A 25,529-nucleotide genomic window follows, 5' to 3' on the forward strand; every position below is an offset into this window, starting at 1 on the left:
ACACCAGATCAAAGAACTCAGTACGCGCATCCAGGGAAAACACATTGACCATCAAACGCTCCATCAATCAGAGCGTTGCAGCGACCATATGACTTTGCCCGCCCCGGAACAGCCATAAATGATAGAGCAACGATTCAGGTGCCGAGGGCCTGGACCCCGGCGACGGCGATGCCCACGGCAGCGGCGGCCTGACGGAGCTCCTCCGCGGTCACGGTCGCATCGAAGCTGAACCGCACGGCCGTCTGGGCGACCTCGGGTTCGATGCCCATGGCCAGCAGCACGGGCGACGGCGCGTCCGAGCCCGCCGCGCACGCCGACCCGCTGGAGCAGATCACACCCTGGCGTTCGAGTTCCAGCAGCACTGACTCGCCGCTGGTGCCCGGGAAGCAGAAGGAAGCCACGGCGGGCAGCCGCTCGGTGGGATGCCCGGTGAGGATGGCCCCGGGAACACCGGCCAGCACGGCCGCAATGAAGTCGTCGCGGAGGTTCGCGACGCGCCGGGCCGGGTCCTGAGCCGGTTCTGCCGCCACGTCGGAAGCAACGCCCTCGGCCGCTTGTTCCGCCGGTCGCGGCTGTGCGGCCCGGGCAAGCGTCAGTGCCGTCGCCAGCGCCACGGCTCCGGCGACGTTTTCCGTGCCGGAGCGGCGCCCGCGTTCCTGGCCGCCGCCGTGGACCAGCGGTTCCAGCCGGATCCGGCCGCGCACGAACAACGCGCCGCTGCCTTTGGGCGCGCCCAGCTTGTGGCCTGAAATGCTCAGCGCATCCACGCCCAGCGCGCCCGTGTCCAGCGGCAGCCAGCCGGCGGCCTGGACGGCGTCGGTGTGGAACGGGATTCCGCGGCCCCGGGCCAGCGCCGCGAGCCGGGCGATGGGCTGCACCGTCCCGACCTCGTTGTTGGCGTACATCACGCTGACCAGCGCGGTCCGGGGCCCCAGCACGGCAGCCAGCGCCTCTTCCGTGACCTGCCCGTAGCGGTCCACGGGAATCACGTCGACGCCGAAGCCATGGACGCGTTCGAGGTACCGGGCGGATTCTTCCACCGCGGGATGTTCGACGGCGCTGATCGCCACCCGGTCCAAGCCCGGATCGGCGGCGCGCCGGGCCAGGGCGATACCCTTGACGGCGAGGTTGTCCGCCTCCGTGCCGCCGGAAGTGAAGATGATCTCCCCGGACCGGCAGCCCAGGGCCTTGGCCGTCGTGGTCCGGGCCCCGGCGAGCGCCGTGGCAGCCGTGTCCCCCAGGGAGTGGTGGCTCGACGGGTTGCCGAACTCGCCCGTAAGGTACGGCCACATGGCTTCCAGCACCTCGCGGCGGACCGGGGTGGTGGCCGCGGCGTCGAGGAAGATCACGGCGGGCCTCAGCCCGCTGCCGGGTCGGCGGCGGGGGCGACAGCCAGCTCGATATCGAGGCCGAGGTCCAGGGCCGTGACGCTGTGGGTCAGGCCGCCGATCGAGATGACGTCCACCCCGGTGGCCGCGATGTCCGCCACGGTGGCGAGGTTGACGTTGCCGCTGGCTTCGACCCGGGCCCTGCCGCCTACCAGCCGGACGCCGGCCGCCAGATCGGACAGGGAGAAGTTGTCCAACATGATGGTGTCCACCCCGGCGGCCAGGACCGGCTCGATCTGCTCCATGGTGTCCACTTCCACCTCGAAGTGAGTCGTGTGGCCGAGCTGGGCCTTGGCGCGCCGCAGCACCTCGGTGAGCTTCGCCGGATCGCCCCCGGTGAGGACCGCCAGGTGGTTGTCCTTGGCCAGGACGGCGTCCGAGAGGCTGAAGCGGTGGTTGGCGCCGCCGCCGCAGCGCACGGCGTAGCGTTCCAGGACCCGGAGCCCCGGCGTTGTCTTGCGGGTGTCGGTGATCCGCGCGCCGGTACCGCCCACGAGCGCCACGAACTCGGCGGTCCTGGTGGCGATGGCGCTCATCCGCTGCACCAGGTTCAGCCCGACGCGTTCGGCCAGCAGCACGGCGCGGGCGTTCCCGGTCACCCGGGCCAGTGCAGTTCCGGCAGCAAAGGACTCGCCGTCGTTGACGAGGAGTTCGACGACGGCGTCAGGGTCGGTCAGCGTCATCGCCGCGGCGAACACCTCGCTGCCGCTCAGCACGCCGGGAACGCGGGCGTTCAATACCGCGCTCGCGCGCGCCTGCGCGGGGATGAGCGTCTGCGAGGTGATGTCGCCGTACGGGGCGTCCTCCTGGAGCGCCGTGTGGAGGACGGCCAGGACGGCGGCCTGGGGCAGGCTCCCGGCGAGCGCCGCGGTGCGGGAGGGCAGGGTTTCCGGGGCAGCGGTTGCTGTCATGGCTAGATCCTTTGCATGGAGCGGGCAGCGGCATGATGCCGGCCGCTGGAGGTCAGTGAGGCGGAACCGGACTGCACGGCAGCCTCGGCATGGTCTTCCGTGGGTGCAGTGTCGTTCGAGCGGGCGGCGTCTGCCAGGCGGGCGGCGTCTGCCAGGCGGGAGGTGTCCGCCCGGTAGTGGGCTCCGACGGACTGCGTGCGGTTCAGGGCAGCCGCCACAAGCAAGCGGGCCGCGAGGAGCAGGTTCCGGTCCTCGCGGGCGCCCTGGTCCAGGCCGGCACTGTCCCCGGCGGCAAGCCCCGCCGCCCACTGCCCCAGCTGGAGCGCGGCGGCGGCGAGCTCGGCGCCGGTGCGCGTCACTCCGGCAGCCGCGGTCATGAGCCGGCCGAGGGCTGCACGGCTGAAGGGAACCCTGGCGGCGCCGGTGCGTGGAGGAACAGCGGCCGCGGACAGGTCGAGGCTACCGGCGTGGACGTCCCCTCGAGCCGGTGAGAACCATGTCGTCTCCGGCGCGGGGGCACGCAGGAAGTCTTCGACGGCGCGGCGGCCGAACACGAGACCCTCCAGCAGCGAGTTGCTCGCCAATCGGTTGGCTCCCTGGGCGCCGGTGCGGGCGACCTCGCCGGCGGCATAAAGGCCCGGAACGGACGTGCGGCCCCACAGATCGGTGCAGACGCCACCCATCCAGTAGTGGGCGGCCGGGGACACGGGTACCGGCTCGGCGGTCCAGTCATACCCGGCGCCCCGGGTGGCGGCCGCGATGGTCGGGAACCGCCGGGCGAGGAAGCCGGTGCCGCGGGCGGACTCGATGCCGCGCGCGTCCAGGTAGACCGGGCTGTCCGGTGCGGCGCCCGTGGCGGCCAGGTGGAGGGCGATGCTGCGGGAGACGACGTCGCGCGGGGCGAGCTCGGCGTCCGGGTGGTAGTCCGGCATGAAGCGGTAGCCCGCGGAGTCCAGCAGCACCGCCCCCTCGCCGCGGACCGCTTCGGAGATGAGCAGGGCAGGCGGGCCGCCGGGGACCTCCTCGGCGGCAAGGGTGGTGGGGTGGAACTGGAAGAACTCGAGGTCCCGCACCGCGGCGCCGGCACGCCAGGCCAGGGCGAGGCCGTCGGCGGTCGCGACGGAGGGGTTGCTCGTGCGGGCAAACAGCCGGCCGGCACCCCCGGTGGCGAGGAGGACGCCGTCGGCGGCCAGCTGGTGGGTCCGGCCGCCGGCCAGATATTCCACGCCGGTGACCCGGGGCGGCGTCGTGCTGCCGGGCCGCGAGGGTGATCCGGGCTGGCCGTCGGGCCCGGCGTCGGTCAGGAGGTCCGTGACGAACGCGCTGGTCTCCACCCGGAGCAGGCCCTGGACGGCCCGTTCCAGGACAGCGGCGACCAGCCCGCGGGCGATGCAGGCGCCCGTCGCGTCCCCGCCGGCGTGCAGGATGCGCGGCGCGGAATGCGCGGCTTCGAGGCCCAGGGCCGGGCCGCCGTCGGGACGGGCGTCAAAGTGCACGCCGTAGCGGCCCAGGCCGGCGATGTCCCGGACGGCCTCCGTGCAGAGGACCCGGACGGCCTCGGCGTCGTTGAGCCCGGCGCCGGCGGCGAGGGTGTCGGCGATGTGGGCGGCTACGGAGTCCCCGGGGGCGGCGTCCTCGGCCGCCAGGACGGCAGAGACACCGCCCTGGGCGTAGAAGGTATTGCTTTGCTCCAGCGTCCCCTTGCTCAGGAGGACCACCCCGATGTCACGGCCGCTGCCGGCAGCCGCGTCGGAAGCGAGCAGCGCGGCGTAGAGCCCGGCAACGCCGCTGCCGACGATCACCAGCCGCCTGGTCACGGCCGCGCCGCCAGCATGCGTTCCAGCGCCACCTTTGCCGGGGCCGCGACGTCGTCCTCCACCGTGATGCGGTTGACCACTTCGCCCCGGACGAGCGCTTCCAGGACCCAGGCAAGGTAGCCGGGGTGGATGCGGTACATCGTGGAGCAGGGGCAGATCACCGGGTCCAGGCAGAAGATGGTGTGCTGCGGGTACTCCGCGGCCAGCCGGTTGACGAGGTTGATCTCCGTGCCGACGGCGAAGGTGGTGGGCTCCGTGGCGGCGGCGATCGCCTTGCGGATGAAGTCGGTGGAGCCGGCGGAGTCGGCGGCGTCGACCACCTCCATGGGGCATTCCGGGTGCACGATGACCTGCACGCCGGGGAACTCGGCCCGGGCCTTGTCGATCTGGCCGACGTTGAAGCGCTTGTGGACGGAGCAGAAACCGTGCCAGAGGATCACGCGGGAGTCCTGCAGCGCCTGTTCATCGTTGCCGCCGAGGTCCTTGCGCGGGTTCCACATGGGCATCCGGTCCAGCGGGACGCCCATGGCCTTGGCGGTGTTGCGGCCCAGGTGCTGATCCGGGAAGAAGAGCACGCGCTGGCCGCGCTCGAACGCCCATTCGAGCACGGTGGCGGCGTTCGAGGAGGTGCAGACGATGCCGCCATGCTCGCCGCAGAAGCCCTTGAGGGCGGCCGAGGAGTTCATGTAGGTGACCGGAATGACCGGAACCCGGCCGTCGGCGTCGGGTTCCGTGCCGAAAAGCTCCTCGAGCTGTTCCCAGCACTCGGTGACCGAGTCGATGTCCGCCATGTCCGCCATGGAGCAGCCCGCGGCAAGGTTGGGCAGGATGACGGCCTGCTCGGGCCGGGACAGGATGTCCGCGGTTTCGGCCATGAAGTGGACGCCGCAGAAGATGATGGCTTCGGCTTCCGGGCGGGTCAGTGCCGCGTTGGCGAGCTGGAAGGAATCGCCCACGAAGTCGGCGTATTCGACCACTTCGTCGCGCTGGTAGAAGTGCCCCAGCACGACGGCACGTTCCCCCAGTGCCGCTTTCGCGGCGCGGATGCGGGCGTCGAGTTCGGCGTCGCTGGCGAGCTTGTACTCCTCCGGCAGCTGCCCCTGCCGCGGGGTCGACGCCGGGGCGGCGTCGGCGGATGAGGCGCCGGGACCGTACGCGGGCACCCCGGCGAGGGCCTCGGCGAGGTCGAAGTCCCACGGCCCGCGCGCCAGGGCGGGGCTGCAGGTGTTGGCCGCCGCGCCGCCTGCCATGGTGGTGGCCTGTTCGCGCGTGATCAGCTGGATTGCCGTGTTGACGCTGCTCATGGTGTGCTCCTGTTGTCTGGGTCAAGGCCGGGGCGGCCGGTAAAGCGGTAGAGGCGGGGCGGGCGGTGCTTGCCGCCCTGCAGGTATTGGTCGGTTTCTTCGATTTCCGGCGTGGCCTTGACCTGCCGGCGGAAGTTGGCCGGATCGAGTTCGCGGTCCAGGACGGCCTCGTAGACTTCCCGGACCTGGGCGAGGGTGAAGTACTCGCCCAGCAGGTGGTACGCGATGGATCCGTAGGCCATCTTGTTGCGCAGCCGCCACAGGGCGTAGTCGATGATCGCGTTGTGGTCGAAGGCGAGCTCGCCGAGCCGGTCGGCGCGGAACCAGCGCACGTTTTCCGACTCGTCCGCGAGCGCGGCCTCCGTGGGCTGGACCAGCGCCCAGTACACGATCGAGACGACTCGCTGGGTGGGTGAGCGGTGCAGGCCGCCGAAGGCGTAGAGCTGCTCGAGGAAGTTCGGGGCCAGTCCGGTGGTCTCGCGCAGGTTCCGGGACGCGGCATCCTGGAGGGACTCGGAGTGCGTGAGCGGGCCGCCGGGCAGTGCCCAGAGGTCCTTGAACGGTTCCCGGATCCGGCGCACCAGCGGGATCCAAAGGGTGGGCCGTCCGGACCGCTCGCTGGGACGCAGCGCAAAGATCACGGTGGAGATGGCCAGCGACGGCGGGGCGAGCTGGCGCTCCGAGACGTTGGCAGCTGTCGTGTAAACGGCGATTCACCCCGCATTCCAGACTTCTGGGCGGTCCCCGTGGGGACCCCCGGAAGGTGCCGGCCCGACCGCCGGACTAGTTATAGTCAATGTGACTAGAACTAATTCTACGACCACTGGCTCCTGAAGCGAAATGTTGCGGGCCCTGCCGTCACTGCCGCCGCGGTTGGAAGCTCACGCCGGCGGGACAATAATCGGCGGTATGGATGCTGCGGACATTAGATACTGCTACCTCGGAGCGGCGCGTGCGTTCCTGGACCTGGTGGAACACGTGCCCGAAGCCGCCTGGACCAGGCCGGCGCTGGGCGAGTGGGACGTCCGCGCACTGACGGGCCACACGAGCCGTGCGCTGAGCACCGTCGAGACGTACCTCTCCACCCCCGCCAGCGGAGACAGGCTCGACGGCCCGGTAGCCTATTTCCTCGCGATCCGCGGTGGCGTACTGCCCGAGGCCATCGCCGCGCGCGGCCGCGAGGCCGGCGAAGCCCTCGGGCAGGACCCGGCCGCCGCCGTCAGGAAGCTCGTGGACCGGGTCACGGAACTCGTCGCGAAGACCCCGGACGACGCGCCCGTCGCCACCGCCGCCGGGGCAATGACCCTGATCGACTACCTGCCGACCCGCAGCTTCGAACTGGCCGTGCACGGCCTGGACCTGGCCCGCGCCATCGGCCTCCCGCCGCCCGATACGCTCTCCCCCGCTATCGCCGCGTCCCTGGAACTCGCCGGGGCCATCGGCGCGCGGCTGCCCTCGGCCCCGGACCTGCTGCTCCTGCTCACGGGGCGCTCCGGACTGCCCGGGAACCTCAGCGTCGTGTAGGGCCGCCGTGGATTCACCGGCGTCCGGCCGCAGCCTCCAGCAGCGGCAGGGTGCGCCCCTGGAAGTGGGTGTTGAGGACGATCACGGAGGAGGAGCGCAGGACGGTCCTGGTGCCGATCATGGCATCGAGGACGCGCTGGAGGTCTGAATTGGAGCGCGCGGCTATGCGGGCCATGAGGTCCGAACTCCCGGAGACTGTGTGGATTTCAATCAGCTCGGGGATCTGCGCCAGGGCCTCCACGACGGCGTCGTGCCCGAGGTCCTGGTTGATCGTGAGGGAACAGAACGCCACCACGGGGAAGCCGAAGTGCGCCGGATCGGGCTGCGGCACCCAGGAGCCGATCACGCCGCCGTCCTGCATCCGGTCCAGCCGCGACTGCACTGTGGCGCGGGCCACCTTCAGGACCCGCGAGGCTTCCAGGACAGAGGCCCTCGGTGAATCCGTGAAAAATCGGACAATCTTTGCGTCCAGCGGATCGACGTCCATGAATTCTTCCCTCCCAAGCAGCCCGGGCCGGACAAACCGTTGCCGAATTCCCGATTCAGTGAGCAAACTGCCACCATGCTCTCACGGCCTTGGCACTGCGGCAGCCGGAAAGGCCGGGCGAAAGACGGTAAATTCAATAGGTCCCATAAGGACGCCCAGATCAAAAACCACACGAAGGTTCGCCACATGACAACGAAGTCCACCGCGAAGTTACCCGCCGCCCGTCCGGCCCCGACCCTGGGGCACAGCATGAAGCCGCGGCAGCTGACCATGATGGGACTGGGCAGTGCGATCGGCGCCGGCCTGTTCCTCGGCTCAGGTGCCGGAATCCAGGCGGCGGGGCCGGCCGTACTGATCTCCTACCTCGTCGCAGGAACCCTGATCATTTTGGTCATGTGGGCGCTCGGCGAGATGGCCGCTGCCAACCCCAACAGCGGCGCGTTCTCCGTCTACGCGCAGAAGGCCATGGGCAAGACCGCCGGCGCGACCGTCGGCTGGCTCTGGTGGCTGCAACTCGTGGTGGTCATCGCCGCTGAGGCGCTGGGTGCGGCCGCCCTCCTGTTCACCGTATGGCCGGTGATCCCCGTCTGGGCGCTGTCCCTGATCTTCATGGCCCTGTTCACGGCGGTCAACCTCGCCGGCGTGAAGAACTTCGGCGAGTTCGAGTTCTGGTTCGCCATCCTCAAGGTGGCTGCCATCCTGCTGTTCCTCGGCATCGGCGCGGCCCTGCTGCTGGGCTGGCTGCCGGACGTCCCGTCCCCGGGACTGAGCAACTTCACCTCCAATTTTGCCCCGGCGGGCCTGGGCGGCATCGCCACCGCGCTCTTCGTAGTGATCTTCGCCTTCGGCGGCACGGAGATCGTCAGCGTCGCCGCGGCCGAGACGGAGAACCCGCAGCACAGCGTGGCACAGGCGATCCGCACCGTGGTCTGGCGGATCCTCGTGTTCTACATCGGCTCGGTATTCGTCATCGCCGCCGTCCTGCCCTCAACCTCGGCGGCCTTGAAATCCCCCTTCGCCGGCGTGCTCGACGCCGCCCGGATCCCCGGCGCCGGCGCCGCGATCACTCTGGTCGCCGTCGTCGCACTGCTGTCCGCCCTGAACGCCAACCTCTACGGCGCATCGCGCATGGTGTACTCGCTCGCCGAGCGCGGGGAGGCCCCGCGGTTCCTCTCGAGGCTCAACACGGCCCGGGTCCCCGTGCTGGCCGTCAGCGTCTCTGTCGCCTTCGGCTTCCTGGCCGCCGTCCTGGAGTTGCTCTTCCCGGACCAGATCCTGCCGGCCCTGTTCCAGCTTGTCGGGTCCACGTGCCTCGTGGTGTGGGGCTCAGCCCTCGTGTCGCAGCTGATCCTGCGCCGCCGCGCGGACCGGGACGGCACCCGGCTGCCGCTGCGGATGAAGGGCTTCCCCGGGCTGACGATCTTCGGCCTGGCGCTCCTGGCGCTGATCTTCGCCGTCGGCTTCAGTAGCCCCGAGAGCAGCAAGCAGCTCTTCAGCACCTTGGCCCTCGTCGCCGGCATCGCCGCGGCATGCTGGATCGGCGCCCGCGTCACCCGCAACCGGGCCGCCGCCCGGCAGTCCGAATAGCCTGGAGGGAGTGCCGCTTCGCTTCCGCGCAGCGGCACTCCCCCGGCACGGCCGTTGCGCCCGCGCGGCACCCCGGAGGCGGGGCACGGCCACGGCAGGCCGGATTCACGGGACGCTAGACAACTTGCCACATGTTTAGGCTTAGGGTGACGCAGAATTATGCAGTCTGGCCAGCAATACCTAGGCTGATTGCCCACCCTGCCGCCGGTGACTAGGGTCACAGGCATGGACACACTTCTCCCCGTGGCTTCCGGCGCCGATGCCGGGGCCCTTACTGCCGATGAGCTCCGCGAGCTCTATTCGCTGATGGTGGCCGTCCGGCACCTCGACACCTCGGCCATCGCCTGGCAGCGGCAGGGCATCATCCCCGGCTACGCGCCCGAACTCGGCCAGGAAGCCGCCCAGGTGGGCAGCGGCTACGCCGTGGACACCACCCGCGACTTCGTCTTCCCCACCTACCGTGAGATGGGCGTCGCCCGCACCATGGGCGTGGACATGGTGGCCTACATGTCCACCCACAAAGCCACGTGGCATGGCGGGCTGTACAACCCGATGGAATCCCGGCTGGCCCCGATCCAGGCGGTCGTCGCAGGTTCCGTGCTGCACGCCGTCGGCTGGGCCCACGGCCAGACGCTGGACGGGAAGGACGGCGTGGCCCTGACGTATTTCGGCGACGGCGCGTCGTCCCAGGGCGATGTCCATGAGGCCATGAACTTCGCCGCCGTGATGAAGGCGCCCGTGGTGTTCTTCATCCAGAACAACGGGTGGGCCATCTCCGTGCCCACCGAACGTCAGGTGGCCGGTGGTTCCGTCGCCGCCCGCGCCGCCGGGTACGGCATCCCGGCACTGCACATCGACGGCGACGACGTCGCCGCCGTCGTCGAGGCAACCCGCCGCGCCTTCGCGCACGCCCGGGCCGGCAACGGACCCGTTGTGATCGAGGCGATGACCTACCGCCGCGGACCGCACTCCACCTCCGATGATCCGGGCCGCTACCGCTCCCTCGACGAGGAGCGCGACGGCGCCGGCATCGATCCGCTCGAACGGCTCCGCCAGCGGTTGCTCGCCGACGGCATCGCCGACGAGGCCTTCTTTGCGGAGGCCCTCGCAGCGGCCAAGGCCGAAGAAGAACAGATCCGTACCGGCGTCCAGGCGCTCGGATCCCGGCCCGGCACTGAAATGTTTGACCTGGTCTTCCAGGAAACCACCCCTGCCCTGCAGGCCCAGGCCGCCAACTGGCGCGAGGAGTCCGAACATGTCTAACTCGATGCTTGAAAGCGATGCTGTGGTGGAAATTCCCGCATCAACCACCGTGATGTCCATGCAGCAGGCGCTCAACCGCGCCCTCGACGAGGTCCTGGCGGACAACCCGAGAACCCTGATCTTCGGCGAGGACTGCGGCCGGCTCGGCGGCGTCTTCCGGATTACGGACGGCCTGCAGGCCAAGCACGGCCCGCAGCGGGTCTTTGACACCCCGCTGGCGGAATCCGGCATCCTCGGCATGTCCGTCGGCCTGGCGATGGCCGGCTTCCACCCCATCCCCGAGGTCCAGTTCGACGGCTTCGCCTACCCGGCCATCAACCAGATCGTGTGCCAGATCGCCCGGATGAACTACCGCAGCCGGGGCACCATGCCCATGCCGATCACGCTGCGTGTGCCCAGCTTCGGCGGCATCCGGGCACCCGAACACCACGGCGAAAGCCTCGAGGCGCTCTTTGCCCACGTCCCGGGCCTGAAGGTCGTCTCGCCGTCGAACCCGCACGAGGCCTACCACCTGCTCAAGTACGCCGCGACGCGGCCGGACCCGGTCATCTTCATGGAACCGAAGTCCCGCTACTGGCAGAAGGGCGAGGTCGACCTCGCCAGGCACGATGCGGCCGGGGTCTCCCCCACCGGGGCCAAGGTCATGCGCGAGGGCCGCCACCTGACGCTCGTCGCGTGGGGCGCCATGGTGGCCCGCTGCCTGCAGGTGGCCGAGCTCGCCGCGGAAGACGGGATCGATATCGAGGTCCTGGACCTGCGCTGGCTCAAGCCGATCGACGCCGAGGCGCTGGCCGCCTCCGTGCACAAGACGCGCCGCGCCGTCGTCGTCCATGAAGCGCCGCTCACCTCAGGCCTCGGCGCCGAAGTGGCGCAGCTGATCACACAGAGCTGCTTCGGCACGCTCAAGGCGCCGGTGGAGCGCGTCACCGGCTTCGACGTCCCGTATCCCTCCGGCGATCTGGAAGACGAATACATCCCGAACATTGACCGGATCCTCTTCGGGATCCAGCGAGTATTGGAGTACAAACGTGGCTGAAATTTCCTTCCCGCTGCCGGATCTCGGCGAGGGCCTGATCGAAGCGACCGTGCTGGAATGGCTCGTTTCCCCGGGAGACCAGGTGGAGCGCAACCAGCCGCTCGTGGAGGTCGAAACCACCAAATCGGCCGTTGAATTGCCCAGCCCGCAGGCAGGTAAAGTGGTGCGTATCCACGGCGGGCCCGGTGACAAGATCAATGTCGGCGAGCCCCTGATTGTGTTCGAGGTCCCGGACAATACCGCCGGCATCGTGGGCACGGTCCCGAAGGAAGAGGCACCGAAGCGCCGGGTCCGCCTGAGCGCCGTACTTGATGAGGACTGACACCATGAGCGGCAGACACACCGGCGAACAGCATTCCCACACCGTGGAGGGCACCGACCCCCAGCTGTATGTGGAGGTGCATGAGCCCCAGAACGACGCCGGGCTCCGTCCGATCCTGCTGCTGCACGGGTTTTCCTCCTCCTCCAAGCTCAACTGGGAGGACACCGGCTGGCTCACCGCGCTTTTGGACGCCGGCCGGCGCGTCATCACCGTGGACCTGCCAGGTCACGGCCGCAGTGGCGCCCCCGAGGACATGGACTCCTACTCCCCCAGCCGGATCCGTGCGGACCTGCTCCAGATCGCGTTCGACGCCGGCGCGCGTCCCCTGCGCGACGGCGATCCGTCCAGCGGGCTCGACGTGATCGGCTATTCGCTGGGGTCCCGGCTGGCCTGGGAGTTTGGCGCCACCCAGCATGAGCTCGTGCACCGCCTGGTGCTGGGCGGGCCGAACACCGCGGATCCGCTGGCGGACTTTGACCTCGTGGCCGCGCAGCGGTACCTGGCCGACGGCACTCCGATCGCCGACGCATCGACCGCCGAACTGCTGAAGATGGCCCAGTTGCTGCCCAGCAATAACATTTTCGCGCTGCTCTCGCTCGTGGAGGCCATCAAGGGCGAGCCGTTCGATCCTGCTGAGGCAATCCCGCCCATGCCGATGCTGCTGGTGGCCGGGGAGAAGGACGACCGCGCTGCTTCCATGCCGGACCTCGCCGCCCTGGGGGCCAAGTCCGGCGCCATGGTGGAGCAGCTCACCCTGCCCGGCCGTAACCACACCAACGCCGTCACCAGCCGTGCCTTCAAGCAGGGGGCCATCAGCTTCCTGGCCGTCTAGGCCCTCCGAAGCCGCAGTGCCCAACCTTTTTGCAAGGTGCGCGTCCTAACGTGCCTCATGGCTGAAATCGGACGCCGCTCAATGTTGGGTCTAGTCGCAGCGGCATCGCTGCCGGCCGTTCTCCCGGTCCTGGGCGCTCCACCAGCTGCCGCCGCCGTGACCGCGCCCGAAGCACCGCTGGCCCCGGTCGCCTACGCGGTCCCGGACCGGGCACCCCTGACTGCGACCACCCTCACGGGAACGTCCCGGCTGCAGTCGGAGATCATGGTGGCCATGGACAGGAACCGGGTCCGGGGATGGAACTGCTACAGCGGCACTTTGAAGGAAACCCGGGACGAAGGGCTGACCTGGACAACTGTCAGGACGTTTGCCGGGGAGTTCGTCGAAGCCGTCGTTCCCCTGGACAACGGAGAGTTGCTGGTGTTCGTCCTGATTACGGCCACCAACATGCGGCGCGCATATGTGTCCAGCGGCTACGGGTCCGGCTCGGCCTCGTGGACGGTGGTCCTGAACGGGTCCAATCCCCAGGTCAAGTTTGCTTCCGCCTGGGGCTCGCCGTCCACGACAACATTGTCCTGGCCAACGAATACGGACCGAAATCCGGTTACACGTGGTCCGGTGGCACGGAAATTATCGCCGAGGGCAAGAACGCGCGTTACACGTATCTGTCCCTGGACTACGGCAGGACGTGGACGACAATCTTTGACCTGAATGCATGGCTGACGGCAAAGGGCCGCAGCACGAAGGGGCATCACCTTCACGGAGTGGCCTGGGATCCCTACTGGGACCGTATCTGGCTTAATTTTGGGGACAACATGTCCGGAGCCGGCTCCAACGGAGTCCTCTACTCCGACAACCTCGGGGCAACATGGCAGGAAGCCCACTACTTCTCGGGTACGAACGGAACGCAGACTGTGGGCATTCTGCCCCTGCCCCGCTGCGTCCTCCTGGCGGGGGATGTCAATCCTTCCGGACTGCACCGGATCAATCGCACCGAGGGCAAAATTCACACCGGGCAGTACACGCTGGATCTCGCCTATGACGCGCCGGCAAGTCTGGGTATGCATCTATGCCAGGGCATCAGCCGGATCAGGCGCGTGGGGGATGACGCGCCGGCCTTTTTTGGCTTCTGTCCCGATGTTGCCTCCGGGTACTCCTTTGTCATCGCAACGTTCGACGGCTACACGGTGACCGAAGTCTGGCGGGACAAGGATGCCCGGCCTGCCGGCCAAGGTATCCGGAACGTCCTGGGCCCGACCTTGCGCGGAGACCTCATCGTCGCCTCAAACGACGGCAGGGTGGCCGGGAAATGGTCCCAGTTCAAGGGCAGCGCCCCCGGGTACTAGAACAGCAACGCGGGGCCACTTGCGGCCCGTCCGAATGGTTCGGATGTCCCGCAGGTGACCCCGCGTCGCTGTTGTGCGGTTCTAGTGCTTGCTGAGGCCCAGCGGGCGGCCGCGGGTTTCGCCGGCCAGCAGGACGCCGACCGCGGAAATGACGCACAGGATCATGATGTAGATGCCGATGGAGCCCGTCCAGTGCGTGCCCTGCAGGAGCGCTTCGGCGATCATGGCCGCGAAGGCGCCGCCGAGAATGGCGCCGAACGCGTAGCCGATCGAGATGCCGGAGTAGCGGACCTTGGCGGGGAACATCTCGGCGTACATGGCGGACATGGGGCCGTAGGACAGGCCCAGGCCGATCGTGAGGACGAACAGCGCCACGCCGTAGAGCACGATGTCCTTGGTGTCGATGAGGGCGAACATCGGGATCATCCAGGCGAAGACGATCGCGTAGCCGAGCAGGAACGTCTTGACGCGGCCGATCTTGTCCGAGAGCCAGCCGCCAACCAGCGTGAAGATCAGCCAGCCGAAGGAAGCCAACGTGGTGGCCAGCAGGATCTGCGGGGTCTGCATCTTCAGCGTCTTGGTGGCGTAGGAGATGAAGAAGGCGATCAGCAGGTAGCCGGCGGCGTTGTTGCCGATGAAGATCATCGTGGAGTAAAGGACGGCCTTCTTGTGCTTGCGGATCAGCTCGCCGAGGGGGGCCTTGCTCTCTTCCTTGCGGTCTTGCATCTCCTTGAAGACGGGGCTTTCGGACACGGCGCGGCGGATCAGGTAGCCGACGACGATCAGCACGATGGAGAGCAGGAACGGCACACGCCAGCCCCAGGAGGCGAAGTCGTCCTTGGACATGCTGGTGTTCAGGAAGAACAGCAGACCCGTGGCGAGGATCATGCCCACCGGTACACCGATCTGCGGGTAGGCGCCGAAGAGGCCTCGCTTGCTCAGCGGAGCATGCTCCACGGCCATCAGCGCGGCGCCGCCCCATTCACCGCCGGCCGAGAAGCCCTGGATGACGCGGAGCGTGATGAGCAGGATCGGGGCCCAGACACCGATCTGCGCGTAGGTGGGCAGCATGCCGATCAGGGCCGTAGCGGCGCCCATCATGACCAGCGTAAAGACGAGCATGGCCTTGCGGCCGAGGCGGTCGCCCAGATGGCCGGCAACGATCGCGCCGAGCGGGCGGAACAGGAAGCTGATGCCGATGAGGGCGAAGGACAGGATCTGTGCCAGGCCCGGGTTGGATGCGTTCAGTGGGGCCAGGAACAACGGTGACAGCAGCGTCGCCGTCAGCTGGGCAAAAATAAAGAAGTCGTACCACTCGATGGTGGTGCCGACCAGCGTCCCGGCGAGGACCTTGCGTTCCTCGTGTTTGCTGCTGGGACCCGCTACTGAATCTACGGATGAAGTTACGGTCATTGGAACTCCGTTGCTGGGGGCAGAGGTACTGCCCGGGGTGGGTGCGAAGTGACTAGCTGGTGCCTCGTGGAACTCGTGCCGCAGGAGCTGCGGATCACTCTATTTACTGATCGAACGGTCAGTTGGTATGTAGGATACTACTATGAAAATGTGATATCCCGCACACATTTCCAGGGTGCGTCTTTCGCCCATCAGTCGGTGCGGGCGAGGAAGTCGCGGATCCGGGCGCGGACCGGCTCACGGTCGTAGCTGTTCACGAGGGCGCCGGCCATGCGGACCGGGTCCCCGAAGAAGAAGTACTCATAGAGCGACTGCCGGCCGGAGAACCCGGAAATCGAGGCGTCGAAAGCCAGCTTGAAGAGCCGGACGCGCTCGGGACCGGTCAGGGTCTTGCCCTGCAGGTACAGCTCGATGTCCGCGCGGGCCTCGCTGTTCACGTCCGCCTCGCCCGGCAGCGCCATGAGGCCCGACGCCGAGAACTTGCGGATAATCTGCGGGAAGCGCTGGGCGATCTTCGGGTACCAGTTGCGGGCGGCGTTCAGGGTGGACCACTTGGGCAGCATGACGCCGGCGTCGTTGAGCTCGGCGTCGGCCTCGGAGGCACGGACCAGCGCCCGGCCGATTTCGACGTCGATAATCAGCTCCGCGATGTCCTCCTGGATGTGCTGGAAGCCGTCGATGCCGATCGATTCGGCCAGCTCGGATGCCAGGCCCAGGAAGAACTCGCTCTTGGCGATGGTGCGGGTGACCACCTGGTGGGTCATGAGCGCGCCGGCGCCGGTTTCGGAGTAGAAGCTGTTGCACAGTTGCGGGTTGCCGAGCATGAAGATGCGCTCGTTGGGCACGAAGACGTGGTCGAAGACCGCGACGGCGTCCATTTCCTCATAGCGGGAGGCGAGCGGCTCGTCGTGGGTGCTGCCGCCGTTGTAGAGCGAGGTGCGGCAGAGGTAGCGCAGGCCCGGGGCATCGTTGGGGATGGCGAAGGCGTAGGAGTAGGGCGCGTCTTCCGGGGTGCCGCGGAGCACCGTGGACGGGAAGACGAGGAGCTCGTCGGCGATCGGGGCGATGGTGGCAAGCATGCGCGCACCGTGGATGACGATCCCGTCCTCGCGCTCCTCGATGATCCGGGCCGAGAGCTGGCCGCCGAGCTGCTCCGAACCGGAGACCGAGCGGTTCACCTGCGGCGGGATGAGGGTGTGCGTGGCCAGGACGTCGTTCTCCCGGGCCCACTCGTAGTAGTTGCGGATGTTCTCACCGAACTTCGGATCCGCCTGAGAGAACCACGTCTCGGCCGTGCTGAGCGCGGTGAGCGAGGAGTTCATGTAGTCCCCGGAGCGGCCAAGGAAGCCGTTGGAGGACTCGGCCCACGTGGAGATGGCCCGGCGCCGGCGCTGGAGGTCCTCAATAGTCCTCGGCACCAGGAAGGACGCGTTGACGAGGTCGCCGGTGCTCGGCGAGGTGTAAGTCAGCGCGTCCTGGTACTTCGGGTCGTGCTGCATGTCGAAGAGCCTGGCGTAGGAGCGGGCCACGTTGCGGAAGGCGGGGTGCTCGGCGATCTTCTCGCTGACCACCTCGCCGTCGATCACCACATGCGGGGTCATGGCGTTGAGCTTGTCCAGATACTGCCGTCCGGTGCGGATACCCATTGGTCTTTCTCCAGTCGTCGTTGAGCTGAGCGGTCTTGAAGGGGTGCGGGGCTAGAGCAGGTCTTCCATGCCCAGCTGGCTTTCCGGGATGGTGGTGAACGATCCGTTGGCGAACGCCAGGGCATCGCCGTTGCGGTAGTTGAAGTCCGCGACCTCGCCGATGTACAGGGTGTGGTCGCCGCCGTCGTAGGCCGCCCAGGGCCTGCACGCGAAGTAGGCGAGCACATTGGACAGCCGCGGTGCGGTCTCCCCTTCCACCCACAGCGGCTCGGGGCCGGGGCGGCCGGCGAAGTGCATGGCCAGCTGCCGCTGCTCGGCGCCGAGGATGTTCACCGTGAAGGGCCGGCCGGCAAGTTCATCGTGCGCCTTGGCGGTCCGGGCGATGCTCACCAGCACCAGCGGCGGGTCCATCGAGACGGACGTGAAGGAGTTGACGGTGATGCCGTGGCGCTTCGTCACCCCGTCGAAGGTGACGATCGCGACGCCGGTGGCGTACCTGCCGAGGCTGCCCCGGAAGTGGTTGGCCCGCGGGTCGGCCGCCCGGCCGTGGACACGCCCGGCGCCCGGGGCATCCCCGGCATGGTCGCGAGGCTCGGCAATCATCGATGATCCCTTGGGTTCGGTGGCGGTCTCCCAGGCTGCGCTTTCAGCGCGTGCTCTCACGGGCTGTAGTTGTCCTGGCGCTGTATTTTCTCTTGGGCTTTTTATACTTGGGCTTTTTATACGCTGGTGTTCTATAATCGAACAAATAGTTCCCATATAGAACGCTAGCGGACCGTGAGCCGGAACACAAGAGCCTCCGCGAACCCGGCTTACCGCGACCCCGCCCCTAGGATGGATCCCATGACCCCGAACGCCGGCAGCGCCCAGGCCTCCCCGTCCCAGACGCTCTCCCGCGGCATCAGGGCCCTGGAGATCCTTGCCGAAGCACAGCAGCCGCTCACCATCGCCGAACTCGCCGACGCCATGGGCGTCCACCGCTCCGTGGCCTACCGCATCCTGCGCACGCTCGAGGACCATTCGCTGCTGGTGCGCGACGACGGCGGCCGTGTCCAGCCGGGCCCGGGCCTTGCCGTCCTGGCGCGGGGCGTCTCGCGCAACCTGCAGTCCGCGGCCCTGCCGGAGCTGACCCAACTGGCCAACACCCTGACGATGAGCGCCTTCGTGGCCGTCTGGGACCGGGAGGAGTGCGTGACGCTGGTGACCGTTGATCCGCGGCACAGCGGCCCCGCCGTCGTGCAGCACCCGGGGTCGCGGCATCCCATCAGCGCCGGCGCGCCGGGTATCGCCATCCAGTCCGCCTTCACGGAGCAGGAGTGGCAGTCCCTGGCCCCGGGCATCCCGTACCGGGCCGAAGCGGCCGAGGCCCGGCGACGCGGCTTTGCGGCGAGCCACGACGAGGTCATTACCGGCGTGTCCTCCCTTGCGGTGCCGCTGCGCGTGCCCGGAGGCCGGCCGGCCGCCCTCGCGGTGGTCTACATCCGCGCGGCACAGGATCCGGACGAGGTCGCCGGCGCCCTGACTGAGGCGGCCCGGCGCATCGAGGCGCAGTTGGGCTAAACGCCCGCGCCCTGGCCCGTCGTCCTGTCCCAACTGACTCGCAGCCAGGGCCGTTTTCAGCGCTCAAAACGACCATAGCTGCTAGTCAGTTGGGGGGTGTTCTTCCCGCGTTGCCGGAGGACGACGACGGCGGCGGCCGTCCCCAGGAGCAACAGCGCCGTCGCGGCGCACACCGGCACGAGGAACGCCGTTGAAAACCCGAAGTTCTGGGCGAGCTGTCCGGCGATGGAGGATCCGAGCGCTGTGCCTGCGACGATGCCGCTGGCCAGGGCCGTCATGACCGTGCCGAGCTTTCCGGCCGGAGCCACGAGGCCGCCGATCGCGAAGACGGTGACCATGAGCGGGCCGACGGGCAGGCCCAGGACGAGCAGCACGAGGACCATGGGCAGTGCCGTCGCGGGCAGCAGCAACAGCGGAGCAAGGCCGGCCATGAGTGCCGCGCAGGCGATCCAGCGGGCGTTGACCGTGAGGCGACGGGGCCAGTACGCGACCGAGAGGGCGGCTGCGGCAGAGCTGAGTCCCATGGCGGCGTAGAGCAGGCCCGCGAGCTCGGACGTGGCGAAGCTGGCGGAGAAGGAGCTCAGCGCTGTCTGGGTGGAGCCGAAGAACGTGCCCATGCACACCATCGCGAGCACGGGAAGGGCGACGGCGGCCAGGGTCCGGAGGCGCCGTGGCGTCGGGGCGTCCCGGTCCCGCACCCCTGCCGTCCCGGCGACGGAACCGGCAGCGGGCCGCCGGGGGGTGCGGATGACGGCATGGTGCGTGGGGTGGACGGCGAAGGCGGGTACGAGGACAACGGTCAGTGCCGCAGCGAGGGCCAGCGGCAGCCACGGCGCGAGCAGGCTGGCGAGAACACCGACCAGTGCGGGACCAAGCACGAACGTGAGTTCGTCCGCGGTGCTCTCATAGGACAGGGCGGTGTCCAGGTCCGCGGAGGTTGCGCCGGCCGCGCGGCCGGCACCGGACGTCCGGGATGTCAGTGCCATCCAGCGGACCCGGGCGAGCGGGCCGACCTGCGGGCAACTGGCCCCGGCCACGAAGGCCGCGGCGAGCGCGGGGGCGGCGGCGGAAAGGTCCTGCATGCCGGAAATCAGGTACGCCGCGAGGATCAGGGCGACAATGGCCGCGGTATTGGCGATGGCGGACACCAGCAGCACTCCGCGCTGTCCGAGCCGGTCCGCGAGGACGCCCAGGACGGGAGCGCCCAGCGCGGAACCGATGCCGACGGCACCGGCTGCGGCGCCGCCCACGGCATAGGATCCGGTGACGGCGGTGACAAGGGTGAGGGCGCCGACGGTGAGCATGGCCAGCGGCAGTCGCGCGAAGAGCCCCAGCGGGATGAAAGTCCGCCCGGCCAGCAGCGGCAGGCGGGCGAAGCGGCCGCCCTTCCCGGGCGCGGGGGCGGGCAGCGCGGGGGCCTGAACGGCCGGTTCGGGCACGGTGTCGGCAGACGTGGTTTGGCCGGCCGAGGGGGTCGCGTCAAGAGCAGACGCCAGTGAAGACGGTGAAGGGGACATGGTTTCCGGGTTCGTTCAATGGTGCGCATCGTCCCTCCTCCCGATGCGCGCGACCCGGTAACGAGTCCATGGTAGCTGACCCGGCGCCGCGACGGCAGGTCCTGGTCAGGCCCGGGCGTCGTCGCTGATGTGCAGGGTGGAACCGTTGCGGGCCTTGACCACCTGGAGCTGGGTGCCGATGCGCTGCTTCATTTCCGCCACATGGCTCACGAGCCCCACTACCCTGCCGCCGTCCCGGAGGCCTTCGAGGGCGTCCATGACCTGTTCCAGCGCCTGGTCGTCGAGGCTACCGAACCCTTCGTCCACGAAGAGGGTTTCGATGTCCACGCCCCCGGACTCGTGCTGCACGACGTCTGCGAGCCCCAGGGCCAGGGCCAGCGAAGCCATGAAGGACTCGCCGCCGGAAAGTGTGGCGGTGTCCCGGCGCTGGCCGGTCCACTCGTCCACCACTTCCAGGCCGAGGCCGGACTTGGCGCCGCGCGCGGCCTTGGCATCGGTGTGCTGCAGGGTGTAGCGGCCGTCGCTCATGCCGATCAGTCGTTCCGAGGCGGCGACGGCCACCTGCTCCAGCCGGGCGGCGAGGACATAGCTGTTCAGGCTCATGCGGTAGGTGTTGTCGCCTCCGCCCCTGGCCGCCTCTGCCACGGCGCCAAGAAGCGCGGCACGGTCCCGCGGCGCCCGGCCGGCCGCGGCAAGTTCTGCATACTCGCCGGCGATGCGCCCGAGGGTCCGGACGGAATTTTCTGCCAGGCCCGCCGCGAGCTCGGCGTCCCGGGATTGGCGTTCCGCCGCCGCCGACGCGGCTTGGAGTTCTTCGAGGGCGGCCTCGCTGACCAGCTCCCCGGCGGCCCGCTCGGCGGCAGCCAGGGCGAGCTCCTCTCCGGCGAACAGTTCCTGGATCCTCGCGGCCTCGTCCTGTCCCGCCCGGATGGCGGCTTCGAGCCCTGTCGCCTCCGGAGCCGGCAGCAGGGCGGCCCGTGCCGCGGCTTCGGTGCTGAAACCTGTGGCGGGGAGCGCCTGGTCCAGCTGTCGGCGAGCCTCCGCGGTGCGGGCCCCGGCCTGTTCCAGGGCCGACTGGGCGGCGTCTGCGCGCTCCAGGATCGCTGTTGTTCCGGTGAGGGCTGCGAGCCGCTCCTCAAGGCTGGCGTGGCCGGCGCGCAACTTGTCCAGGGCATGCTCGAGAACTTTTGCCTGTTCGTCGACTTCGGCGATCGTGGACTGCGTCTGGGCGATGCCGGAGGCGGCCTCGGCCTTCGCCCGCTCTGCCGAGGCGATTGCCGTCTCGAGTTCTGCCAGCCGGGCCCGGCCGGCAGCAAGGTCCGTGGCAGCGCGGGCGGCATCGTCGGCCCGTTCACGGGCAAGTGCTGCATCGGCACGGGCTTCCTCGGGAGGCGTGCTGCCGCCCTGGGCCGCCAGCACGGCGACGTCCTGCCGGGCCTCGGCGAGTTCACGCCCGAGGGCGGCCAGCGCCGCTTCTGCATCGTCGCTGGCTTGCTGTGCGGCCTTCTCGGCCTCCGCGACGGCCAGTGCAGAGGCCGCGGCCGGAGCCGGCTCCGGGTGCTCCGGGCTGCCGCAGACCGGGCACGGCACTCCGGCGAGGAGTTGGGCGGCGAGCTCGGCGGCGGCGTTGGTGAGCCGTTGTTCGCGGAGGTCGAGCCAGTGCTGCCTCAGATCCTGGTGGTCGTTCCGGGCCGCTGCGTGACGTTCCGCGATTGCCGAGGACCCGGCCTCCGCAGTGAGGTAGCGGCCAACAATCGCCACGAGTTCGTCCGCCGCCGTGGCCTCCTTGGTGCGGAGCTGGGCTTCGGCGGCGAGCTCCTCAAGGGGGACGATTCCGGTGAGCAGCGCCTCCGATTCAGTGCGCAAGGCGTCCAGGGCCGCGGCGCCGGTCCGCTGCTGTGTTTCCAGGGCCGTCAGTTGCAGGCGCAGCCGGCTGCTGCGGTCGGTGAGCCCCGTAAGCCGGGATTCGTCGGGCAGGCGCTCGGTGAGCACGGCGCGCAGTGACCGCAGCTGTCCGAGGCCGTTCCGGAGGGCTGCGCTGTCGAAGGCTTCGGGCTCGCGGCCGGTGTCCGCCCCGGCATCGACGAGGTCCAGCCCGGCGAGCTCGGGGTCGGTGACGGCCGCGGACCTCAACTGCCGGGCGGCCTCCAGCAGGGCCGTTCCCGCCAGGTCCTCGGCGCCCCGGGCACTTTCGACGGCCCGCAGCTGGCCGCCGAGCACTTCGGCTTTCCGATGCAGGCCCAGCGTGATGGCTTGTTCCGCCAGGGCGGGTGCGGCGGCGTCGGCATCATTCCGGCGCTGTTCCGCGGCGGCAAGTTTGGCGTGGCGGCTGGCCCGCGCGGTGGCGGCTTCCAGCAGTGAGGCCTGATCCGCGGCGTGTTGCCCGGCTGCCGCGGCCGCGGTCCGGCGCCCGGTCGCGACGGCTGCCGCCGCGTCGTCCAGCCAGGCCAGGAGGGCATCGGGGGCGTCCCTGCCGGGGGCATCGGCCGGGTCGAGGTCGAGTGCCGCGGTTTCGGACTCGGCCTGGGCCAGCAGCAGGTCGAGCCTGGTGGTGAGGTTTGCCACCTCCGCCTTCGCGGTCTGCGCCTGCCGGGACAGTTCCTGCTCCACCGCCTCGAAGCGCTGGGTCCCGAAGAGGCTCTGCAGCAGCTCCAGCCGGTCGGATGCCTTGGACCGCAGGAAGGCGGCGAAGTCGCCCTGCGGCAGCATGACCACGCGGGTGAACTGCTCCCGGTTCATGCCCAGGACGTCGGCGATCTCGGCTCCGGCCTCGTCATTCCGGCCGGATTTCTCCACCCACACGCCGTCGATGCGTTCGCGCAGCAGCGTGTTGGCCTGCTGGACCGTATAGCCGTTCTTGCCCCGGGCGCTCGGCTTGTCCCAGGCAGGCGAGCGGGAAACTTCGAAGTGCCGGCCCTTGGCCGAGAACTCGCAGGTGACGCGGGGCTCGGCGGCGGCTTCCGCGTGGTCGCTGCGCAGCCGCTTACCGTCCTGCCGGGCACCGGGAACCGCGCCGTATAAGGCGAAGCAGATGGCGTCCAGGACGCTGGTTTTTCCGGCGCCGGTGGCGCCGTTGAGCAGGAACAGCCCGTGTGCGCTGAGACGGTCGAAATCGATCCGCTCCGTGCCGGCGAACGGGCCGAAGGCGGAAATCTCAAGGCGGTGGATCCTCACAGGGACACCCCTTCCAGGCGCACGGCTTCGAGGGCCTCGGCGAGAACCTTTGCTTCGGCGTCGGACGCGGGCCTGCCGCGGACGTGGTCGAGGAATCCGCAGCAGACGGAGAGGTCGTCGTCGGCCTCGGCCAGCCGGCTGCTGTAGCTGGCCTTCGGCGCCGCGCCGGGGCCGTCGGGATCGAACCCGAGCACCAGGGTGTCGGGGAACCGTGCCCGCAGCCGGTCCATCGCCTGCGCGGGGCGCGCGGCGTCCGTCAGCGTGATCTGGCAATAGGCGCCCTCCGCCCACGCGAATTCCTCCGACGCCAGGAGGTCCTCGATCTTCCCGCGCAGCACGGCAAGGGCCCGGGGTGCGTCCCACAGCACTTCGCGCACCTCGCCGATTCCATCGGCGTCGACCTCCACGAGCCAGCCGCCCTTCTTGTGCTTCGCTTCGGAGAAGGAGTAGGCCAGTGGCGAGCCGGAGTAGCGCACCGCCGTCGAGAGTTCCTGCCGGCCGTGCAGGTGGCCCAGGGCCGTGTAGCCAAAGCCGTCGAAGAGATCCAGCGGGACGGCGCCCACGCCGCCGATGCTCAGATCCCGTTCGCTGTCAGAGCTGATGCCTCCGCTGGCAAAGGTGTGCGCCAGGACCACCGAATGGACGGTCCGGGTCTCGCTCCGGCGGCTCACGTCTGCCCGGATCCGTTCTGTGGCGGCGCGTGTGACCTCAAAGTGGCTCGCGGTCTCGACGCCCAGCTGTTCAGCTACGAGCCGGGGCTCAAGCCACGGGATTCCGTAAATCGCCAGCACCGGCCCTGTTTGGTCCCCTGTATCCCCACCGGCATCCCCATCTGCGGCGTTGTCCGCTGCGGCATCGCCGAGAGGAAAGAGCACGGGCTGGTCCAGTTCGTTCAGCCGCGTGCGCAGGTGCACTCCCCCGCGCTCAAGCAGCCGTGAGGCGAATCCCAGCCGGATGGCGGAGTCGTGGTTGCCGCTCGTCAGGACAACTTGGGCGCCGGCTCCCGTGAGACGCACCAGCGCGTCATCGAGCAGGCCGACGACGTCGACACCCGGCAGCGCGCGGTCGTAGACATCCCCGGCGATGAGGACGACATCCACTGCCTCGTCCCGGACAAAGGTGACAAGCTGGTCGATGAAGTCGCGCTGGGCGTCCAGCATGCCGACGCCGTGGAAGGACCGGCCCAAGTGCCAGTCGGAGGTGTGCAGTAACCGCATATTCCTACGTTATCGGCTGGGGCCGACACTCTTGCGCCACCACCCCGCAGGAGTGACGGGGGTTACTCGCGGCCCTTACGGTCGAAGAAGCTGCGGGCCTCGTCGTCCCCGGCGCGGGCGGCGCCGGCCGGCCGTGCGTCGGCCAGCTCTGCGTTGTCCATCTCAGCATTCGCCGGCTCCGCCTCATCCAGCTCTGCATTCCCGAGCTCCGCGTCAGCCTTGTCGGCGGTGGCCTGGCCAGCGGGGGCCTTGCCGGCGGACTTGCCGCGCGCGGGCCGCGCGGGACGGGCGTCCGGCCGGGGAGCTGCCGGGGCCGTCGATTGGGCAAAGCCGCGGAAGACGAGTCCGGCGATGGCCGCACCCACCACGGGCGCTACCCAGAAGAGCCACAGCTGCCCCAGCGCATCCGGACCGCTGAAGATGGCCGAGGCCGTGGCGCGGGCCGGGTTGAACGGAACATTGCCGATCGCCTGCCCAAACTGCAACAGCATCGCCATCGTCAGGCCGACCGCAAACGGGGCCGCCGCCTTGGCGGGGTTCCGGCCGGCCGTGGTGGCCAGGAAGACGGCCACGAGCAGGGCCGTGCCAAGGACCTCAACGAGCAAGACGCCGGCCATGGGGACCTGGATGATCGAGTGCTCGCCGAAACCGGCCGTCACCGTGGCAAACGCGGCCTGGCTGTCGTCAATCTTCGGCACCGTACGCAGGACGCCGAACAGGGCGACGGCGCCGAGCACGGCACCCACGAGCTGGGCGCCGATGTACGCGGCGGCGTCGGCCAGCCCAATCCGGCCCGCGATGACGTTGCCGAGGGTGACGGCGGGGTTGAAATGGCCGCCCGAGATGTAGCCGACGGCCAGCATCGCCGCCGTGAGGGCCACGCCGGCGGCAAGTGCGGCGGGCAGCGGGTTCGACTGCGGAATGGTGAACAGCGGCACGCCCAGACCTGCGACCACGACGATCAGGGTCCCGAACGCCTCGGCGGACAGCCGGGCCAGGAGTGCCGGCCGGGGCGCATCGTCGCTGGCGGCCGGCGGCTGGACGCCGACGGTGTCGTGGGCTGGCACAGGCAGGGTCATGGTCAGGACTTCCTTTGCTGGTGGCGGCGCGCCCTGGGGCTGCAAGTGCGCCGTCGCTGGCCCGCCGCCGGGTCATGGACCGGGTACGGCATCGAGCCGCCCGGAG

Annotated in this window: 21 protein-coding genes; 8 read left to right on the top strand and 13 right to left on the bottom strand. The window is 69.3% G+C overall.

The window, feature by feature from the left end; genetic code table 11:
• Positions 1-134: 134 nt before the first annotated feature.
• From ABD243_RS19890 to ABD243_RS19910, 5 genes are read right to left on the bottom strand one after another with little or no spacing between them, the layout of a single operon-like run.
• Positions 135-1,349 carry a cysteine desulfurase family protein gene (locus ABD243_RS19890; protein WP_344368131.1) on the bottom strand — a complete coding sequence of 405 codons (1,215 nt, stop codon included), beginning with the start codon at positions 1,347-1,349 and terminating at the stop codon, positions 135-137.
• Between the two features lie 8 nt (positions 1,350-1,357).
• A complete protein-coding gene (gene nadC / locus ABD243_RS19895; RefSeq protein WP_344368132.1) occupies positions 1,358-2,299 on the bottom strand; it encodes a carboxylating nicotinate-nucleotide diphosphorylase in 942 nt (313 codons plus the stop codon).
• Between the two features lie 2 nt (positions 2,300-2,301).
• Positions 2,302-4,116, bottom strand: a complete 1,815-nt coding sequence (gene nadB, locus ABD243_RS19900) for an L-aspartate oxidase (protein ID WP_344368133.1) — start codon at positions 4,114-4,116, stop codon at positions 2,302-2,304.
• Positions 4,113-5,420, bottom strand: a complete 1,308-nt coding sequence (gene nadA / locus ABD243_RS19905) for a quinolinate synthase NadA (RefSeq protein WP_344368134.1) — start codon at positions 5,418-5,420, stop codon at positions 4,113-4,115. Before nadA ends, nadB begins: the two co-directional genes overlap by 4 nt.
• Positions 5,417-6,133 carry an NUDIX hydrolase gene (locus tag ABD243_RS19910; protein WP_091253495.1) on the bottom strand — a complete coding sequence of 239 codons (717 nt, stop codon included), beginning with the start codon at positions 6,131-6,133 and terminating at the stop codon, positions 5,417-5,419. Before ABD243_RS19910 ends, nadA begins: the two co-directional genes overlap by 4 nt.
• Positions 6,134-6,329: 196 nt before the next feature.
• Between ABD243_RS19910 and ABD243_RS19915 the strand changes: the two genes are divergently transcribed.
• Complete coding sequence (locus tag ABD243_RS19915; protein ID WP_344368136.1) at positions 6,330-6,944, top strand: maleylpyruvate isomerase N-terminal domain-containing protein; 615 nt, start codon at positions 6,330-6,332, stop codon at positions 6,942-6,944.
• A 13-nt stretch (positions 6,945-6,957) separates the two neighbouring features.
• On the opposite strand, the gene ABD243_RS19920 is transcribed toward ABD243_RS19915, so the two are convergent.
• A complete protein-coding gene (locus tag ABD243_RS19920; protein WP_344368137.1) occupies positions 6,958-7,431 on the bottom strand; it encodes an Lrp/AsnC family transcriptional regulator in 474 nt (157 codons plus the stop codon).
• A gap of 186 nt (positions 7,432-7,617) precedes the next feature.
• Here ABD243_RS19920 and ABD243_RS19925 point away from each other — a divergent pair, with 186 nt between their 5' ends.
• From ABD243_RS19925 to ABD243_RS19950, 6 genes are all read left to right on the top strand, one after another.
• The gene (locus tag ABD243_RS19925) at positions 7,618-9,018 is read left to right on the top strand and encodes an amino acid permease (RefSeq protein WP_344368138.1); all 1,401 of its coding nucleotides are present in this window, start codon (positions 7,618-7,620) and stop codon (positions 9,016-9,018) included.
• Between the two features lie 225 nt (positions 9,019-9,243).
• Positions 9,244-10,281 carry a thiamine pyrophosphate-dependent enzyme gene (locus ABD243_RS19930; RefSeq protein WP_344368139.1) on the top strand — a complete coding sequence of 346 codons (1,038 nt, stop codon included), beginning with the start codon at positions 9,244-9,246 and terminating at the stop codon, positions 10,279-10,281.
• A complete protein-coding gene (locus ABD243_RS19935) occupies positions 10,274-11,317 on the top strand; it encodes an alpha-ketoacid dehydrogenase subunit beta (RefSeq protein ID WP_344368140.1) in 1,044 nt (347 codons plus the stop codon). Before ABD243_RS19930 ends, ABD243_RS19935 begins: the two co-directional genes overlap by 8 nt.
• Positions 11,310-11,639, top strand: a complete 330-nt coding sequence (locus tag ABD243_RS19940; protein WP_043482513.1) for a biotin/lipoyl-containing protein — start codon at positions 11,310-11,312, stop codon at positions 11,637-11,639. The genes ABD243_RS19935 and ABD243_RS19940 overlap by 8 nt, the downstream gene beginning before the upstream one ends.
• 4 nt (positions 11,640-11,643) lie before the next feature.
• The gene (locus ABD243_RS19945) at positions 11,644-12,471 is read left to right on the top strand and encodes an alpha/beta fold hydrolase (RefSeq protein WP_116766512.1); all 828 of its coding nucleotides are present in this window, start codon (positions 11,644-11,646) and stop codon (positions 12,469-12,471) included.
• Positions 12,472-12,965: 494 nt separating this feature from the next.
• The gene (locus ABD243_RS19950; protein WP_344368141.1) at positions 12,966-13,817 is read left to right on the top strand and encodes a hypothetical protein; all 852 of its coding nucleotides are present in this window, start codon (positions 12,966-12,968) and stop codon (positions 13,815-13,817) included.
• 81 nt (positions 13,818-13,898) lie between these two features.
• Here ABD243_RS19950 and ABD243_RS19955 read toward each other — a convergent pair whose 3' ends face one another.
• From ABD243_RS19955 to ABD243_RS19965, 3 genes are all read right to left on the bottom strand, one after another.
• Positions 13,899-15,230, bottom strand: a complete 1,332-nt coding sequence (locus ABD243_RS19955) for an MFS transporter (RefSeq protein ID WP_344368142.1) — start codon at positions 15,228-15,230, stop codon at positions 13,899-13,901.
• 191 nt (positions 15,231-15,421) lie between these two features.
• A complete protein-coding gene (gene hpaB, locus ABD243_RS19960; RefSeq protein ID WP_344368143.1) occupies positions 15,422-16,876 on the bottom strand; it encodes a 4-hydroxyphenylacetate 3-monooxygenase, oxygenase component in 1,455 nt (484 codons plus the stop codon).
• 51 nt (positions 16,877-16,927) lie between these two features.
• Positions 16,928-17,539, bottom strand: a complete 612-nt coding sequence (locus tag ABD243_RS19965) for a flavin reductase family protein (RefSeq protein ID WP_344368144.1) — start codon at positions 17,537-17,539, stop codon at positions 16,928-16,930.
• A 180-nt stretch (positions 17,540-17,719) separates the two neighbouring features.
• Between ABD243_RS19965 and ABD243_RS19970 the strand changes: the two genes are divergently transcribed.
• The gene (locus tag ABD243_RS19970) at positions 17,720-18,436 is read left to right on the top strand and encodes an IclR family transcriptional regulator (RefSeq protein ID WP_116766507.1); all 717 of its coding nucleotides are present in this window, start codon (positions 17,720-17,722) and stop codon (positions 18,434-18,436) included.
• Between the two features lie 56 nt (positions 18,437-18,492).
• Here the strand turns inward: ABD243_RS19970 and ABD243_RS19975 are convergent, their stop codons facing one another.
• The 4 genes from ABD243_RS19975 to ABD243_RS19990 form a co-directional block, all read right to left on the bottom strand.
• Positions 18,493-19,953, bottom strand: a complete 1,461-nt coding sequence (locus tag ABD243_RS19975) for an MFS transporter (protein WP_344368148.1) — start codon at positions 19,951-19,953, stop codon at positions 18,493-18,495.
• Between the two features lie 105 nt (positions 19,954-20,058).
• On the bottom strand, positions 20,059-23,127 hold the full coding sequence (locus tag ABD243_RS19980; RefSeq protein ID WP_344368149.1) for an AAA family ATPase: 3,069 nt from the start codon (positions 23,125-23,127) through the stop codon (positions 20,059-20,061).
• Positions 23,124-24,344: an exonuclease SbcCD subunit D gene (locus ABD243_RS19985; RefSeq protein ID WP_344368151.1), complete on the bottom strand. Its 1,221-nt coding sequence runs from the start codon at positions 24,342-24,344 to the stop codon at positions 23,124-23,126. The genes ABD243_RS19980 and ABD243_RS19985 overlap by 4 nt, the downstream gene beginning before the upstream one ends.
• A 62-nt stretch (positions 24,345-24,406) precedes the next feature.
• Positions 24,407-25,423 carry an MIP/aquaporin family protein gene (locus ABD243_RS19990; protein ID WP_344368152.1) on the bottom strand — a complete coding sequence of 339 codons (1,017 nt, stop codon included), beginning with the start codon at positions 25,421-25,423 and terminating at the stop codon, positions 24,407-24,409.
• Positions 25,424-25,529: the final 106 nt, after the last annotated feature.

The organism is Arthrobacter humicola (assembly GCF_039531445.1).
GTDB lineage: Bacteria > Actinomycetota > Actinomycetes > Actinomycetales > Micrococcaceae > Arthrobacter > Arthrobacter humicola.